This is a genomic window from Prevotella sp. kh1p2, from assembly GCF_900111525.1.
In the GTDB taxonomy this organism is placed as follows: domain Bacteria; phylum Bacteroidota; class Bacteroidia; order Bacteroidales; family Bacteroidaceae; genus Prevotella.
On sequence record NZ_FOHY01000004.1, the window covers coordinates 23,397 to 41,571 of the forward strand.

Sequence of the window (18,175 nt, forward strand, 5' to 3'; positions counted from 1 at the left end):
GAGCGTTAATCCCCAGCCTTCGCATTTTTAACTTATCAGATAGTCTTGATAATCAAGACCTTATTCTCACAACTCCCAAACTGGAGCATTACCATCACAGTCGTATGCTATTCAGATAAATATGATATTACAATATAATTATCAATTTTGCTAAGATGATGTAGAGTTTCTCCGTTCGAATATATGGCAAGCGTATCATCTTTTACGCTCATGTTTTTGATTCCATATCCTTTATATACTAGAACAGAGTCTTTATTACTAATAAAATAGACTTCAGAAGGGAATTCACTGTCCAGTGTGCCGATATGATCAATCAATACAAATGTACCATTCTTTACGTTTATTCGATTCTGCTCTTTCTCTTGAGGACGAAAGCTGGGAACGCATCCACCAACCAAGAATAAGCATGCGAAAGATACCGTTATGTTATTTATAAAACTTCCCATAATATCCATAATATATATAATCTCCAGAGTAAGTGTGTTCGCCGAAATAAGGGAAGCCTTTATTATAACCTAAGCCTGAATTTTGACTTTGATTATATTTTCCAACTTCTCCCATAACCATCGAATAATACCAAGTCGGTGTTCCCAGCAGGAATGGCTTTGTTGAATGAACATTTGCACCAAAAATCATGTTACCTATTGCTCTTAGTGTAGTTATTTTAGGAGTACCATTACTATTAGTGCCAGCCTTTAAAGCTGTATAAGGATTTGCCCCCAAACTTACTTTTACATCTAATGCAGCATTATTGGCTGACAGTGATTTCAGAACTTTTAATTCTCCATAAAAAGTCATAGGGCTTTCAAATTGTACTTCGGATCTAAAAAGACTCTGTCCCCAGTCAAGAAGCCTCTGGGCATTTGCATTATAAACAGAATATGTTGCATTTTTTGTTTGTACAGTTCCTGATACAGTTAACTTGTTGATGTCAAAAATAATTCCCGTCTCATTTGCCTTAAAATGGAATTTCCCATTTTTATTATCCGTTCCCATAAAATCGTATGGTCTCAAAGTTGTTCCAATAATCTCCCCTGTTCTCTTACCTTCCCTGTCCACAAGATAAATATTATTGTCACCATCATTATGGGCATTTACCACTTGGTATGTACCGTTAGATTTTTTTATAACATCAGTACTTTCCAGACACCCATTTGGATCGGTATAAACAATAGGGCTACCAATACAATAAGTATAAGAGCAAATATCTGCTTTTAATTCCTGCAAAAGATCACAACTCATCCACAAACTCAGCCTCGGTTCATAGTATCTTGCACCATAGTAATACATACCCGTCTCCTCGTCAAATTCCTTGGCGTTGAAGAGATAAGGCGTGTTCCACGTATTGTTGCGTTCCTCGATGAAGACTTCGCCGAACGGCACATACTCGATATGCTGCGCCACCTCGCCATCAAGATTGGTAATGTAGCTGCTGCTGCCCAAATGGTCAGGATGGTAGTAGAACTGCATCTTCTCGTAGTCGTCGTTCTCCTTGAAGTTGCCGCTGACAGCCTTGGCACCTGCCGCATTTGCAGCCATAGCCTTTGCCTGTGCAGCCTCAGGGGTACCGTCATTACAGCAGAAGCCCTCACCATTCACATAGTCGTTGTTATCCTCACCATTGTAAGGAACATTGAACGTAGCGTAGTTGTCCTTAATCACCTGCTGCTGACTGGTGTACTTGCCCTTGTAATCCACATTGACTGCATCAGCTTCGCTACCTGCATACGGTATTCTCCTTGGGTCTGAGCCGTAGGAAGCAAAGTCACCGAGCTTGCTGACAATGCGCTGGCTGCCGATGTAGATATGCTTGGTGTATCGTCCGCCTTGGTTGGCTACAAGGTATGGGCTCACGTAGAGCGAGAACTTGGCGGTATTGGTGCGTCCTCCTGCAAACTCGGAGTTCACATAGATCTGCTCCCCCTCGCCACTGGTCTTCACCGTGCGCTCACCGTCGGCATCGTACCAGTAGTTAGATACAAAGCCGTTCTCATCAGCTGCTAATAAGCGGTTCTCCTCGTCCCAGCGATACTTCTGCTCCGTAGCCTTCTCATCCTCCCTGCCGTCTTTCTTCACACGGCTGGTGTTGATATAGACAAGGTTACCATTAGCATCGTAGGTGTAGCGATGGCCGTTATTCACCTTGTCGTCCTCTCCGGCTGCCCCCTCCGTGCGGTAGTTCACGTCCCGGACATTCGCCAGCTGGAACTTGTGTCCCACAGAGTCCTGATAGGTATAGGTGAGGTCGTAGCCTGCACTCAGCGAGCCGTTGAACTGCACATTGCTTTGCGTGAGGTGCTGCTTCTTGCTCGTGATGCGGTGCATATTGTCGTAGCCCATCGCAAGGGTGTAGGAAGCCGCCTTGCTGTCAGCACCCGTATAGGTACCCGTTGCACTTGCCAGACGATACAGCGCATCATAGGTGTACTGGTGGTTCATCTGGCCGCCTGCCTTGCCGCTCTGTGGGAGCGGGGCACCGTTCTTCACGCTGAGCACATTGCTCACCGCATCATAGGTATAGGCATTGTCCATGATGGTGCCTGCCTTGGCACTGACAACGAGATTCTGCAACCTGCGGCGCTGCGGGTCGTAAGAGTAGAAGGTCTCAGCACCGTTGCAGTACTTCAGGTAGGTGCGCTGCTCGAACTTGTCGTAGCCAATCTTGTTGACATAGTCGTAGCCGTAGGACTTGTAGCCACGCACATGGTCGAGTTGGCCGCCGAGGTTGTAGGAGTAGGTAACCTTCTCCTCATCGGGATAAATCATCTCCAGCAGTCGGTTGTGGCTGTCGTAGGTCCACTGCGTCACGTAGGTAGCAATGGCCTGATTGGGCACAATCATCGTGCGGCGGGTCTTGACAACCTCACCCATCTTGCCGTAGAAGTATTCGATGGCACCGCTGCCGTCCTCACGGAGCATCAGCCTGCCGATACGGTTTTGGGAGGCATTGCGCCCGCCGTAGTAATACTTCACGTTGTTCTCCGGATGGTCGGGATAGTTGATGGCGGTCAGACGTCCGTAGTCATACTCATACCTGATGGTCTTACCTTCCTTCTTGAGGTTGGCAGTCTGCTTGGTCACCACGTTGCCCAAAGCGTCGTAGGTGAAGGTGGCGATACCGCTGGCAGGATGATTGACCTCCGTGCGGCGGTCGCCCATGTCATAGACGGATGTCGTCACGTTGCCCTCGGTGTCGGTTACCTTCACGAGGCGGTCGATACCGTCGTACTCGAAGGAGGTGGTGATCGTTCCATCCGGGCCGCTGAGCTGCTCGGTCTTCACGGTCTTGCCGCTACCGTCGGTGTAGGTTGCCTGACGGTTGCCCAGGGCATCGGTTACGGTCGTGACGAGCGTATTGCTGCTGACATCGGTGGTGTATTCCGTCTTGGTCTCGGCATTGTCAGGAAGCGTTACCTTCATGGTACGGTCGAGCACGTCATAAACAGATACTGTCGGTGACACATTATCGAAGGCCTTGTTGAACGTGGTTTTGCTGCCCAGAGCCTCTGTTACGGGGTAGTAAGCCTTTACCACGCGGCCGAAGGCGTCATATACGTTGCGCCCGCTGACAATCATCACGTTCTCATCCTTGGGTGCGCTGCCCTTGGAGGCAGTGGTAACGACACCGTCCTTCTTCACCTGCACGGGACGTCCGAAGCCGTCCACGAAGGTGACGGTTTCCATGTCGTCGTTCGGATGCTGGACATCATAGTGCTTCGTCACGGCGTAGGCAGGTACCGTGATGCCGTCCTGCATATGTAAACAATAGGTCGAACGAAATAGAGCATCCTTTATATTACATGATGAAATGTATTCAGTAAGGGGTCGCATTCCTTCACATCCTTAAATATTTAGTCTGCATTAGTATATTTGCTGGTTTATGTGGTCTGAATTCTATAAGTATCACAGATTTTTCTTTTATCGTATCGTCTAACATATAGATTTCGTTATCAAGCAAATTTGACAAATTAACAAAAAAACTACAGACTGTGTTATGAATATTCTCATTGGTAACAAACCTAGCATCAACATCCATCTCTAAAATATTTCTACTATTTAAGTACCATCTTATTAGAGGATTGTTTTCTATATAGATTGTAATAATATTGCCATCCAGTTTTTTCTCAACACTTGCACCACTTGTAATACTCTTACTTACATAAAAAAGAGTGTGTTGGGAAATATAATTGGAGATTATATCCCATGCCTCATCTCGCAAATGAAACGCAATAACATCTCTTATATAATCGTCATTGGTATAATACAATTTCTTTTTAATTTCTTTCCAGTCCATAGTACAACAATTTAAAAAACTATTCAGCAATAACCACTTTTGACACCAGATTATATGTGGATGATATTTCGCGTTTCGCTTGCTGGAGTCAGCGTGGCAAGCTGAATAGTTATAGAATCACTTGCTTCTTTCTTTAAGATCTCTGAATCCATTGAATTTTCCTTCTCGACTGATATTAAAGCCACGTCCTGTTGCCTTATCATATATAGTTTTTGTTTCATTAGATTCGATATCAATTATCTTTTTCTTTGAATTCATGATATCCTTTAGCACATTTAAGCCATCTTTCGTGGCTGTCTTACCCGAAAATTTTATGTTGCTAAATGAACTATTAGCCCTACCTGCATGCTTCTGTAAAGCACGGGCAATCTGTGTCATACCATTTTTCGAAGTGCTTAAAACAGAATTCATGAAAACTCCTTTATTGGGAACGATATTAGATACTCGAATCTGTGAAATAATTCTTCCTATTACGGGGCCTGCTAACTTCGATAAAAGCCCCCACGATGCCACTCCAAAAGCAGTACTTTGTAGTTCACTACTTGCAGATTCCCATGCGGCATCATAAATCTTCTTTTCTACAAGATGAGTGCCGAATAATTTATTTAAGATTCTATTGGGAATGTTAGTTGTATATTTGTGGTATAATTTCCCGTTGATATTTTCGAGGATATTATACTTGGAAACAGTATTTGGTAAAGTTGCCCCATAGTACACAAAACCAGAAACCTCCGAACTATTTGACCACAAATAAAATCCTTGGTAATTTACAAACCAGTCTTTCCCATCAAAATCAATAAATTTAATTGGATTATCTATACAATATGCATAGCTTGATATGTTTGGATTTTTTTCTTGCAATAAATCCACGCTCATCCACAAACTCAACCTCGGCTCATAATACCTCGCACCATAGTAGTACAACCCTGTCTCCTCGTCAAATTCCTTGGCGTTGAAGAGATAAGGCGTGTTCCACGTATTGTTGCGCTCTTCTATGAACACCTCTCCGAATGGCACATACTCAATATGCTGTGCCACCTCACCGTCAAGATTGGTAATGTAGCTACTGCTGCCCAAGTGGTCAGGATGGTAAAAGAACTGCATCTTCTCGTAGTCGTCGTTCTCCTTGAAGTTGCCGTTGATAGCTTTCGCTCCAGCCACGTTTGCAGCCATCGCCTTAGCCTGTACAGCCTCGGGAGTACCGTCGTTACAGCAGAAGCCCTCGCCATCCACATAGTCGTTGTTGTCCTCACCATTATAAGGAACATTGAACGTGGCATAGTTGTCCTTGATGACCTGCTGCTGGCTAGCATACTTACTCTTGTAATCCACGCTGACTGCATCAGCCTCACTGCCGGCATACGGTATCCGACGTGGGTCTGAACCGTAGGAAGCGAAGTCACCAAGCTTGCTGACAATGCGCTGGCTACCAATATAGATATGCTTGGTGTAACGTCCACCTTGGTTGGCTACAAGGTATGGACTGACATACAGGCTGAACTTGGCTGTGTTTGTTCTGCCACCTGCGAACTCGGAGTTTACATAGATCAGCTCACCCTCGCCGCTGGTCTTCACTGTGCGCTCACCATCGGCATCGTACCAGTAGTTGCTCACAAAACCGTTCTCATCTGCAGCAAGGAGCCTGTTCTCCTCGTCCCACTTGAACTTCTGCTCGGTCGCTTTCTCATCCTCCTTGCCGTCTCTCTTCACTCGGCTGGTGTTGATATAGACGAGGTTACCGTTGGCATCGTAGGTATAGCGGTGACCGTTATCCACCTTGTCGTTCTCATCGGCTGTTCCCTCCGTGCGGTAGTTCACGTCCTGAACATTCGCCAGTTGGAACTTGTGTCCCACAGAGTCCTGATAGGTGTAGGTGAGGTCGTAGCCTGCATTGAGCGAGCCGTTGAACTGCACATTGCTTTGCGTGAGGTGTTGCTTCTTGCTCGTAATACGGTGCATGTTGTCATAGCTCATTGCAAGGGTGTAGGATGCCGTCTTGCTGTCAGCTCCTGTGTAGGTTCCCGTCGCACTTGCCAGACGATACAACGCATCGTAGGTGTACTGGTGGTTCATCTGACCACCGGCCTTGCCGCTCTGCGGGAGCGGGGCACCGTTCTTCACGCTGAGCACATTGCTCACCGCATCGTAGGTATAGGCATTGTCCATGATGGTACCTGACTTGGCACTGACCGCGAGGTTCTGCAACCTGCGACGCTGCGGGTCGTAACTGTAGAAGGTCTCGGCACCGTTACAGTATTTGAGGTAGGTGCGCTGCTCGAACTTGTCGTAGCCAATCTTGTTCACATAGTCGTAGCCGTAGGACTTGTAGCCACGCACATGGTCAAGCTGTCCGCCGAGGTTGTAAGAATAAGTAACCTTCTCCTCGTCGGGATAGATCATCTCCAGGAGTCGGTTGTGGCTGTCGTAGGTCCATTGCGTCACGTAGGTGGCAATAGCCTGATTAGGCACAATCATCGTGCGGCGGGTCTTGACAACCTCACCCATCTTGCCGTAGAAGTATTCGATGGCACCGCTGCCGTCCTCACGGAGCATCAGCCTGCCGATACGGTTCTGGGAGGCATTGCGCCCGCCATAGTAATACTTCACGTTATTCTCCGGATGGTCGGGATAGTTGATAGCCGTCAGACGTCCGTAGTCATACTCATAACTGATGGTCTTGCCCTCCTTCTTGAGGTTGGCGGTCTGCTTGGTCACCACATTGCCCAAAGCGTCGTAGGTGAAGGTGGTGATACCGCTGGCAGGGTGATTGACCTCCGTACGGCGGTCGCCCATGTCATAGACGGATGTCGTCACGTTGCCCTCGGTATCGGTTACCTTGACGAGGCGGTCGATGCCGTCATACTCGAAGGAGGTGGTAATCGTTCCGTCCGGGCCGCTGAGCTGCTCGGTCTTCACGGTCTTGCCGCTGCCGTCGGTATAGGTAGCCTGTCGGTTGCCCAGAGCATCGGTTACGGTCGTTACGAGCGTATTGCTGCCCGCATCGATGGTGTATTCCGTCTTGGTCTCGGCATTGTCAGGAAGCGTTACCTTCATGGCACGGTCGAGCACGTCATAAACAGATACTGTCGGTGACACATTGTCGAAAGCCTTGTTAAACGTGGTCTTGCTGCCCAGAGCCTCTGTTACGGGGTAGTAAGCCTTTGCCACGCGACCAAAGGCATCATATACGTTGCGACCGCTGACAATCATCACGTTCTCATCCTTAGGTGTGCTGCCCTTGGCGGCAGTGGTAACGACACCGTCTTTCTTTACCTGCACGGGACGTCCGAAGCCGTCCACGAAGGTAATGGTCTCCATGTCGTCATTCGGGTGCTGGATGTCATAGTGCTTCGTCACGGCGTAGGCAGGTGCCGTGATGCCGTTCTCGCCAAAGGTTGCCTTAGGCTGATAATCGAAGGCGATGATGTAAGGTACGCCGGTGGCCAACTCGTTAGGACCACGCACGGCTTTCACTCGTCCGAGGTTGTCGAGGTCGGTTTCGTAATAGAAGTTGTTGAGGTCACGGCGCTGCAAGGCCATACCGTAACGGTAGTCGAAGTTGTCTGCCTCGCTGCGGTAGCCGAAGGCATCGTCAACTCGCTCCACGTACATATTCATCACAGGCTCGTAGCGGTAACTGTACCACATACGCTGTCCCTTGGCATTGGCTGGGAGCGTGGTCTTGGTGATGTTGCCGTAAGCATCGTAGGTGTAGTCGGACACGGCTTCACCACTGCCGAGCTGCTGGCGTATCTGCGTGATATGGTCGGCATAGTTCACATCGTAGGTGGCAGTGACATGGTGGTAAGCCTTGCCGTCGCCGCCCGTAACGGTTACGTCCGTCGGCAGACTATAGATGTGTTTGCCCTCATTAGAAGTGTACTGGATGGCGGTCTGGTAGTCGAACCTACCCGAACCGTCAGCACCCAACTTGCCCTTGTCGCTGAACTTGTAGGACTTCAGCTCTCCGTGGTAGCCCGTGAGGTAATACTCGTTCCATGCCTCGGAAGTGGTGATGCTACTTGCCTGTCCCTCATACTGCCTGTTGGCGGTATAGCGGAGCGGAACAAAGGCGGAGGCGCGGTCGCTGCAAAGCACATCCTGCTTGGTGAAGGTGTACTTGTCACCGTTGGCAGTGAGATAATAGCCGTCATATTCATTATGGGTCTCGGTGTACTTGTTGCCTTCTGCATCTTCCACGGAAGCACCGAGTTCATTGCCCTGTGCGTAGTAGGTGGAAACGTCGTAGAGCTGGACAGCCTGACGATAGACGACCGAGTCGCCCTTCTCCGTGTCGATATTCTTGGTGACTACCTTACCGAAGCCGAGGAACTCGCGTTCATGGCGGTCCTTCTGTCCGTCGGAGTAGTCGAACATCGTCTTCATCAGCGGACCGTCGTCATGGATACCGTCATCGACGGTTACGGACGACATCACCCACTTACCGCCGGGCAGCCCGTAGGTAGGCGTACTGTGCTTATAGTCAAGCGTAAAGGTTCCACCGAGGGAGTTGGTAACGGTCTTGAGCATGTTTGTCCTGCCGATGGCAGAGCGGGTCACCTTCAGCTCGCTTTCCTTCTCGGATTCCACGATGTCAAGATAGCCGTCTCCGTCCACGTCCTGTAAAGAGTAGGTCGTTCGGTTGATGGAGTGTCCCGTACTTGCGCCTGGGTTAAGGGTAATCTTAACTCCTACTCCAAAAACGGTTATCGGTATATAATGGGTATATGCACCATTGACAGACTCAGATGTGGAAGCTGACTCGGTCAGCCCGATAAGACCTTTCCATTGTATCGGAGTATCAAATGCCTGTCCATTGTTCAGTGCAACCATGATACCATTGTCAGTTTTCCAGACTTTGTCAGGCAATCCGTCGGAGTTTATATCCATCAGGTCGTAACCTGCCGAGGTTTCAGTAGTAACAATGCCCACTCCGGCTGAATAACTTGAAGACGCGATATCTACACCGACACCTCCATTATATGAAAGGCTCTGTCCGCCCTGTATCCTGTCTATCTGCCAGTCAATCGGCTCTGTAAATGAGTAGCCGAGGTTGATTCTGACCTTGTTTCCAGCTTCTATCTTGTCAGGAAGACCGTCACCGTTAATGTCAGTGAAACTCTCAACAGCGGAATCATTATTCTTGGGAGCACTTCCTGAAATAGAAATCTTACCTAACCATGAAGTACGGGCATTTTCGTTATTTTCCCTTGATGCTTTCTTTCCAATGATATTTGATATGGAAGATACTGGATTACCTCCATATCCCCACGCATAGGATTCATTATCAGATCTGACATTTCCGATACTCTCGTACTTCTCGCCGCTGATACCACCAAGAGAATTGGTATATTGAATTGAACCGCCGGCCACAATATCCGGATAACCATCGCCGTTCATGTCCATCATGGAAACCAGAGTGTTCATATGTCCATTGGCATCATTATAGGTAATGCCCATGGCACCACTTTGCGTATCGGTACTCTTGTTTTCAGATACTTGTGTGACAGCCGCAGCTCCCGTACCCTGCAGGCAATCACCGGAAAGGGCAGCTATATCCACATTGGTCTCCAATGGGTTGGTCAGAATGACATCCTGCTCGGCCAGACGGGCAGAACTCATTTCGTCACCGGTCAGATAAATGTCCTGATTCTGACCTGTCCAGCGTGACAGCGTGCTTTGGTCCGTTCCAATCGGAGTGAATACCATCGTCCTTGGATCCAACTTAGCATCCTTGTCTTTAGGAAGAACCAGCAATGACTCGTCTATCGGTTTGGCATATCTGCCTTCTGCGGCATTATAGACAAAGCCACCCCAGCCTCGATAGAGTGGGCCGAAGCCGTCATCTCCTGCCTGAGCATAGAAGCCGGTCTGGACACTGCCTGTTCCTGTAACGGCAGCGGAAGATGTGATGACATCACTGGGACTTATTTCACCCGAATAGAAGTAGTCCACCCATACCTTGCCTGCGCTGACATTACTTACGGTAAGAGCATCCTTCGGCATTATGCCGTTAGTGACCGTATAGGTCTTCTTACCCCACAGCCTGTTTTCGGACTTGACCGTCATGGTCACGTTACCGTTCTTTCCCGAAGCAGGAACGAATGTAACGGAAGGTGTTACGGTGAGAGACGCTGCATCGGCAGCCAGTGTGAACGGCTTTCCCTCACTGACCATGTTCTGATACAGGACATAGTGCGGTGCCGCGGAAACGGTCTGTTTCCCATCTGCTGTCGTCAGTTCTGCCTGCGGTGCCCATTTTACGTTTGTCCAATCCACATTGGATGTGGAGGTAATCATAAACTGGAGATTAGGCAATGCGCCTGAATTGGCAATGGTTTCGGTCAGTTCACCGTCAAAAGTCTCATTATAAGCAAATGTCCTGGTGTAAATCTCCTGCGTCTTGTAGGCCGGGTTATCATTGGCAAGACTGTCCTTTTCCTCATTCGAGGCGATAACCTTCAATGTAATGTCATCGGAAGTAACGGGCTTGGTGAATTTGCCACGAAGTGTGATGGAAGTACTACCCTCCGTGCTTGTAACCGTGTTCACATCATAGACTGCTCCTTCTTCCGACTTATAGACTGTCGTAGACATTCCGTCAGGTAAGGTCTCGCCCGTTCCCGTATAGGTAATGACCGGAGCCCATTTTACATGGTCGAAGGCACCGTTGCTCGTTTCCTCCGTACCACTCTGCACACGGAAATAGATACGGTCGCCCTTCTTGACCGTTACGTTCTGTGCTGCCGCATTGTAGGAAGAGGCGTCTCCTTTGGCAATGCTCTTGCTCCACAGTTCCGTACCGCCTTTCTGGATAGCAACGCGTACACCGTCAGCCTTGGCATATTCCTCCGTGTCATAATCCCCGGAAGGTGCTATCAGGCTCACGTTTCCGGAGATGCTGACCGTACCAGCCTTCGGTGCCTGCCATACACGCACCATGTCCTCCATCGGCGAGGAGGCAATCAGTTCCTGCTGCTCCGCAGGGTCTATCTTGATGACAGAAGCATCGACCTTGCCACTGTAGATGATAGGACTCGGCGTGTCGGCACTGCTGAGCGTGAAAGTAGGAACGGCATTCCCCTGACCGTCAAACTCAATATGGTTGAAATAGACCTTGCCGTTGGAAACGAGGTCTACCAGACCATCGCCATTGATGTCGGAGAAATACTCCGTGGTTTTGGTCTTGGTCTTGGATACATCCACGCCGACAACGGCGGTGAACTTTCCATAGCCGGGGATAGCCTTCGCACCGCCGGAATTAGTTGTACTCTTGGCTGTAGAGAAGTTCCTGATACCGTTTATCTTTATCGGCTCTCCGTATGTGGTAACCTTTCCTGATGAATTGCTAAGCTGTGGCCTGTAATATAAAGTGCTTCCATCTCTGTAAACCTTATCCGGCAGACCGTCGCCATTGATATCGACAAGGGCGGATAATCCTTTGGAATTATCGGTAGAATAACTGTATGATGCACCTACCGTATTGCCTTTCCAAGGACTTTTGTCGTCAACACCTACTCCAGCATAGAACGAACCGCTGTATGAGGTACCGGTCGTACCTCCCAATGCCGTAGGCTTGTCGCTGAACCGTTTGGATACAGCCTGAAGCGGATTGACGAACCCAGCGTCCAGCCCGTCGTTATGGGTATTCCATGTCTCCTGACTGTCCTTGAATGGCACATAACCCTTGTCAGACTGCACATCGTCATAATAGCCGAAGTTCTGGAAGGACACTTCCTGCCCCTTGTCGTCCAGCTGTCTTACTCCCGTGAGCACATCCTTGTAGAAAGCGCCTTCTCCGTAGGTGAAGGCATAGCTACGCAGCACGCTGCCCTGGAAGTTCACCGTCACCTTCTCCAACAGACGGTTGGAAGATGTGAGGAAGCCGTATCTTGCGTTGTTGGTCTTCAGCCTCTTTTCCTTGCTGCCCTCGAAGACCACCACGGTATGCGGAGCCTGTCCGCTGTTGCCTGCGTGGACCTCCTTCAGGTAGATGGCTTTACCCACGAGTCCGCCACGGACGGGCTCGTCAGCCGTCTCATAGACATATTCGATATAATCGCCGTGCGTTTCCTCCACGCGTTTGAGCTTCCATTCGGAAATGACCTCATGGCTGGCTCCCGAGGCATCGGTAGCCGTACCTTTCAATACGGCACCTTCGCCGCCATAGGTGTACTTGATACCCTGCTTGTCGGTAACCTCCCAATAATAGTTCGCGGGACTGTCGCCCTTGCGGATGATACGGCTGAAGTCGCCACCCTGACGGGTGTAGAACTGTCGATCGGCCTTGCGGCTCATCTTCTCACCGCGGTGAGCCACGCCCATCTTGCCGTCGTCACCCATCGTCGAGAGCATGGAGCCGGACATCAGGTAGGTCTCGGTCTCCTTGGCACTGTCATATCTGGGAACACCCCATCGGGTATCCAGCGTAATGGAAGGAACGGAGAGGTTCCAGCCCTCGCCGAGCCATCCGCTGCCGCCCTCACTGCTGTACTGTATGCCCAGCGACGGTGCCATGCCGTTGCGGGCCGGCGGCATCTCGAAGCCGTACTGCAGGCTGGCAGAACCCCGGTTATTAGCCTCAGGCGGCGTGATGAGATTGATTTTCGCCGTCGGGTCTGCCGCCTTGATGTCGTTCATCATCGTCGGCGTGAAGCCGTCGGTCTGCGGAGATTCCGGTGCCTTGATGACACCGTTGATCATGTCGGTGAAGTGGGTGGTTCTGGAAACCACGCTGGCTGTTGCCTTGTCCACCTTCACACGCTCCAGTGCTACCCAATGGCGGGTATCACGGTCGAAATAATAGGTATTGATGTCATCCTCAGTGAAACCGCTCGGAATCTTCGTGCGGTCATACTTGATTCTGACCGTCGCACCCTTGCCCTCAAAGTGGTTGCCATGAGGCAGGAAGCGGTATCCCTCACCCTTGGCGGTGACATTGGTCATACCATAGTCGAGTGCCGGAATATCGGTCTCCCGGAGGGAGGCGATGGTAAACCTGGCGGACTTGGCGATGTCACCCTTGGCAACGGACAGGAAGCCGCCGCCCACGGCAAGACTGTCGGCCTTGTCGGCGAGGAAGCGCTTGCCTTCCTTATGCCCGGCTGCCGTAAAGGAACGTGCGTAGTCGGCGATTTTCCCTTTCTGTATATTGATTACCTTCTCTAATTTATCCGAAGAAAGGGTAGCCGTAATATGCAGTCTGCCGTCCCTAACAGGAACCAATCCCTCAAACTCGTTTCCGTTGAGTGCTATCGCTTCCCCGTCTGCCTTGACAGTGGAGACCGCACCCTTGACGAAGCCGTGGATGTAGGTTTTTCCTCCGCGCTCTGTCGGCAGAGAGGAGAGGACGATGGCATCGGTATTGGCAGGTTTGGCTTGACCTTCCACTGTCTCGATACGGACATTTCTGACCGTATAGGCGCAGTCTGCATCAGAAGGGATGGAAAACAGCACGGTGTTCCTGCCGCTCTGCAGCCACTCGGGGCTGATTTCCTCACGGACTGCCGTCCAGCTGTCCGTGCGGCTCAACAGGTAACCGCCGACGGAAGGACGGTCGTTGATGCTCCGTGCCACGCCGTCGGGAGCCACGCCCCTGACCTCATAGGCAAGCCATGCCCGGGATGCCTCGCGGGGACTCCCCGAAAGGCTGACCTCGAAGATGTTGTCCTCGGGGTTGTCCGACACGCGTCCTTCCGGGACTCCAATGATACCCTGTGCCAGGGTGGAACGGAAAGTCATTACACCGTCGGTACCCTTGACAGAAGGATTTTTCGCTTCTGCTCCCTGTGTTCCTTTCTTCTGTACGGGAATGGAGGCAGCAGCGACAGCCGGAGCCTCGTCTTCGCTCTCCGAGATTCTTCCGGACTTGTCTGCAGACGAAACCTTCGCTGCCGGATTATCTTGTGCGTATCGCGCAATGGCGACACCTGACACTGCCAGCACGCAGGCTGCCAATGCCGCTGTGAATATCTTTTTCATACGGTTTTCATTATTTATGGGTTAATGAATGGCAATCACCTGACCATGACCTTTCTCGTGAATTCCTCACCGTCGGTAATAGCCTTGACAATGTAGACACCGGAAGCACCGACACTGACGGACAAGCTCCTGTGCTGACCGCCGTTGAACGGTTGTTCGCTGACGAGCTTTCCGGCCGTGTCATAGATCAGCAGGGTAGCTGCCCTTTCATCACTGAGGGTCAGTTCAGCCGTCAGGGTATGCGAGCCGTCCGCACCGGTCCTTATCGTGAAGGCTGACGGGCCGCCAGTTTCCACATTGTCGATGGAGGTTGTCCGAGAAATCGACTCCGCAGGTTTGGCCTGCGCCACTCCATTGGGCAGCGTGGCATCACATTCGTTGCCCACCATGACGGTGCGCACATAACTGCGTTCCTTTGCCTGTTCTGCACTGACATTGGACGAGGTGTAGCCAAACTCGATGGGGCTACCGTTCACACTAACGCCACTGAGGAACGAGGTACCCGCACTGAACACGGCTCCGAGCGTCCAGTATCTCGTCGGGATGCGGGTTCTGTAAACAGGATTGCCATTGACACGGTATTCCAGAACACGGTCGAAGACTTTCAGGGTAAGGACGTCTCCCTCCCTGATCCTGAAAGCAGAATGGGGAACGATCATCCCCTTGTCGATAATGGCAGCGATGCCGCCGTCTATAGAAAAACCGTAGCTGATAAAGGTTCCAAATACCGTACCTGTGGCAAGTCCGGCATTATAGGAAGAAGTATTGTCGCCTATGCTCCATGAGAATTCTGGATTGGCATAGGTCTTGGTTGAAAAGGCATAGCCGCCTCTGTCGTTTCCGCTGACAGAGGCATTGAGGGTCATACCGCCGGACTGCGTGACCTCCAGACGGTAGGTGCCGGCAAGAAGGCCCGTCAAAGTGAGGGTGTCCGTGGAGAAGGAGCCCTTGCTCACAATGGAATCCCTCGCAAGTCCCTTGACGGAGTCTGCCGTCAGCGTGTAGGTGTATGCCGGAGTTCCGACGGTTACATGGATGACAATGCGTCCGTCTTTCTGTGCCTTGCCGTCCTTACAACTGGAAGGATAGGGAGTGAAATCGGCAAGGATGCCGTCAAAATAGGCAAAGGTGAAGACATCGGAGCCACTCTTGTCCGTGTCCCAGAACAGATTATGGAAGATCGTCTTGCCACGTGTGCCGTCATAGCCCGAGCAGCGGATGGCCAGGGAAGTCTCCGGATTGATGTCGCCCTCACCGCTGCGGTCGATGAGCAGCAGTGTGCGGTTCTTGCGGTAAGGAGCAAATTCCTTGTTTCGTGTCAGCTGATAGCCCAGTTCCGCCTGATTGCCCGTGTCACCGAAACCACCCAAACGGAAATCGGCCAGATTGAGTTTCGTGCCAGTTCCCTGCACGGCAATCACCGCATGGGAAGATATGGAGCCAAGGCTGTCGGGAACGGTAATAGCTGATTCCGAAGAGCCGTTTCCGTTTACCTGCAGGGTCATGCTGCCACCCTTCCGACTGACGGCTATCCTGCTGCCCGACGTTCCGGCAAAGGCGCGGTCGCCGTTTACTTTACCACCGACGATGGGATAGATACGTCCGTTCTGGAAGCGGTAGCCATAGGTGCAGACACCCGTTCCGTCACTGTTCAGCCCTACGTCGAAGGCCGGGGCGGAAGCGGGGAGCGTGAACTCCATGTAGGTCTCCTGACCGTCGGAAGTCCTTGTTACGGCATAAGGGGAGGTAGAGGTACTGTCCTGCCTGAGCTGATAGGTGAAGCCTTCCCGGCTGACGGCAAGCCCGGAGGTGTTCCAGAGCTGCTTTGTATCGGGAATGGAATCCATGTTGGTCCTGACAGTCCACTTGCGTGACATGATATGCCACGGAGAGTCTTCTTCAGGCTGGTAGGTGGCGACATCGCCGCCGTCATCGCCCCACAGCAGATAGTCCCCGTTCCGCATGGGCGAGGCATACTCCCGTCCCATGACGAGCAGCCGAGAGGAAGTAGGAAGGTTGTAGGAGTTCCGGTTGTAGTAAGTGTCGTTCTCTGGTATGACAGTATAATAAGGTGTCTCTTCGTAGCTTGTCGTGGAAAGCGGCTGGTACAGGTTGCCGGAGTCGTCACGCATGATGCCCGTGACCCGGTGGTGGTAGTTGCCGAGGGCATCCCTGTCCCAGAGCAGGTTGCCCGTGCTGCCGAAATAGGAGCCCTTGAGGGTTACGCCATAGCGGATGGCAAGGTAGCTTTCCACCTTCCTGCGCTCCAACGGGGTGAGCATCCGTCCGTAGGCTATCAGCTCCGGGGTATAGCCGTCAAAAGTCCTGTTGCCGAAAGAACCGGTATAGCCTGTATTGCTGTTTACATTATTGGAAGAATAGCCGTATCCTGTCGTGATGACGGAACGGCTGCCCTCACCCCATACGGAATGTTGCGGGAGGTCCGCCTTCAGGTAGGAAACGATGCGTGGGCTGCTCTCGCGGAAGCCGTCGGCACTGAGCGAGTCCGACTCTGAATACATCAGGTCCTCACCATGCTCTTTGCCGTAGTCGAGGGCATCTATGCCTGTGCCGCGCACAACCTTGTCCTTGCTCAGCAGGGAACCGCCCCCGCTGCGCCCATCGACATTGTACACCACGGCATCACTGTTGTAGGTGGAAACTGACGGGGCGAAGATGCCGATAATGGTCGCCTGCGATAGATTGGAGAATCTCAGCAGGGCCTCCTTCGGCATGTCACGCTCAGAGAGGTTGAGCGCAGGATTGAAGTTGAACGTGTTGATGTTCGTCCGCTGTTGGCGGAACTCTGTTCCATAGCCAGCACCGCGGCTGTCATAAAGTAAGTTTTTCACGGAATCACCCGACAGATCTTTCCAAAAATAATAGCCTTGGAGGTTGTTGCTGACAGGAACCGTCCTGAACCATACTTCCGGGGAATGGACACCGCCCGGATTCTGGGCTTCTGCCAATGGGCAGAAGCAAGGAACAAAAACGATGGTTAGGAGTAGAATTTTCTTCATATATTTAGGATTTAGTTACTCACTCCAAATTTGCGGTATGGAAAATCCCTAAAATTACCGCAAGAACTCTGTTCGCTGCAAATATACTAAAAAAAATAAATACCAAATGGTTTTTTCTAATTTTTTTTTGCTTCAGTGTGACTTTTTTTTATTGGTTTTTTGCAGAAGCCTGATATTTACGCCTGTTTTGTGGGAAAGATAGAGCCGCAAGGAATCACTCTTGCTTTAAAGTTTTAAACTCATCTTCCATTCTCCTGTTCAGCTGCCGGCTCATATTATCCAGAAAATAGGTCCTGCTGTCCTTCTTCCTCAGTTTAATGTCGGAATATACCCTATAACAATCCTTGCATTGAAAATTGAAGAACGAACAGAGCGCTTCGGACAGTTCCAAAAGAGACAAATTGCCTTCATTGATACATTTCAGCGAGTCCAATCCATATACCAGTTCCATGAGGTCCACCGCCTTTCCCGTCCATTGCAGTTTGGATGGTTTGTTACGTCTAACAGACCGAGCAACAGACGATTGGAAGAGTGGATAGTAACGTACCACTTTTTTCATAAGGCTCACGGCTTTTCCGGCATAAACCCATTGTGCCGAGTGGCTATTCAGGCCTTTCTGAGCATGCTCTATCTCAATCTCTGTATACGCAAAGATAAGTGCCAGTATCCCTTCGCCGCCATTGGTTCCATGACTGCACATCTCTGCAATTCGGTGTATAAAGCTCTCATATGCCTTTTCTATACCTTCACCTGAAATCTCACCGTTTATGATACGAAAGAACTTGCTCTTCGTAAGCCTATTCAACTCTCTCATGATATGACAGAATGTATGCCCATACCCTCTGTGATGAGCATATTATTTAACGGGAAGCAAATATAA

General features: G+C 50.6%; 5 protein-coding genes. All 5 read right to left on the minus strand.

Translation table 11 applies throughout. The features are described 5' to 3' along the window. Nucleotides 1-426: 426 nt before the first annotated feature. Nucleotides 427-3,684, minus strand: coding sequence for an RHS repeat-associated core domain-containing protein (locus BMW31_RS03520; protein ID WP_410524423.1), 3,258 nt, complete (start codon nucleotides 3,682-3,684; stop codon nucleotides 427-429). Nucleotides 3,685-3,835: 151 nt separating this feature from the next. Beyond that, on the minus strand, nucleotides 3,836-4,294 hold the full coding sequence (locus tag BMW31_RS03525; RefSeq protein WP_091821099.1) for a hypothetical protein: 459 nt from the start codon (nucleotides 4,292-4,294) through the stop codon (nucleotides 3,836-3,838). Nucleotides 4,295-4,411: 117 nt separating this feature from the next. Next, nucleotides 4,412-14,275, minus strand: coding sequence for a toxin TcdB middle/N-terminal domain-containing protein (locus BMW31_RS03530; protein ID WP_255404803.1), 9,864 nt, complete (start codon nucleotides 14,273-14,275; stop codon nucleotides 4,412-4,414). 35 nt (nucleotides 14,276-14,310) lie between these two features. Next, nucleotides 14,311-17,295 carry a T9SS type A sorting domain-containing protein gene (locus tag BMW31_RS03535; RefSeq protein WP_091821101.1) on the minus strand — a complete coding sequence of 995 codons (2,985 nt, stop codon included), beginning with the start codon at nucleotides 17,293-17,295 and terminating at the stop codon, nucleotides 14,311-14,313. Nucleotides 17,296-17,509: 214 nt separating this feature from the next. Beyond that, nucleotides 17,510-18,109 (minus strand): RteC domain-containing protein, encoded by a 600-nt coding sequence (locus tag BMW31_RS03540; protein WP_091821103.1) that lies wholly within the window; start codon nucleotides 18,107-18,109, stop codon nucleotides 17,510-17,512. Nucleotides 18,110-18,175 lie beyond the last annotated feature (66 nt).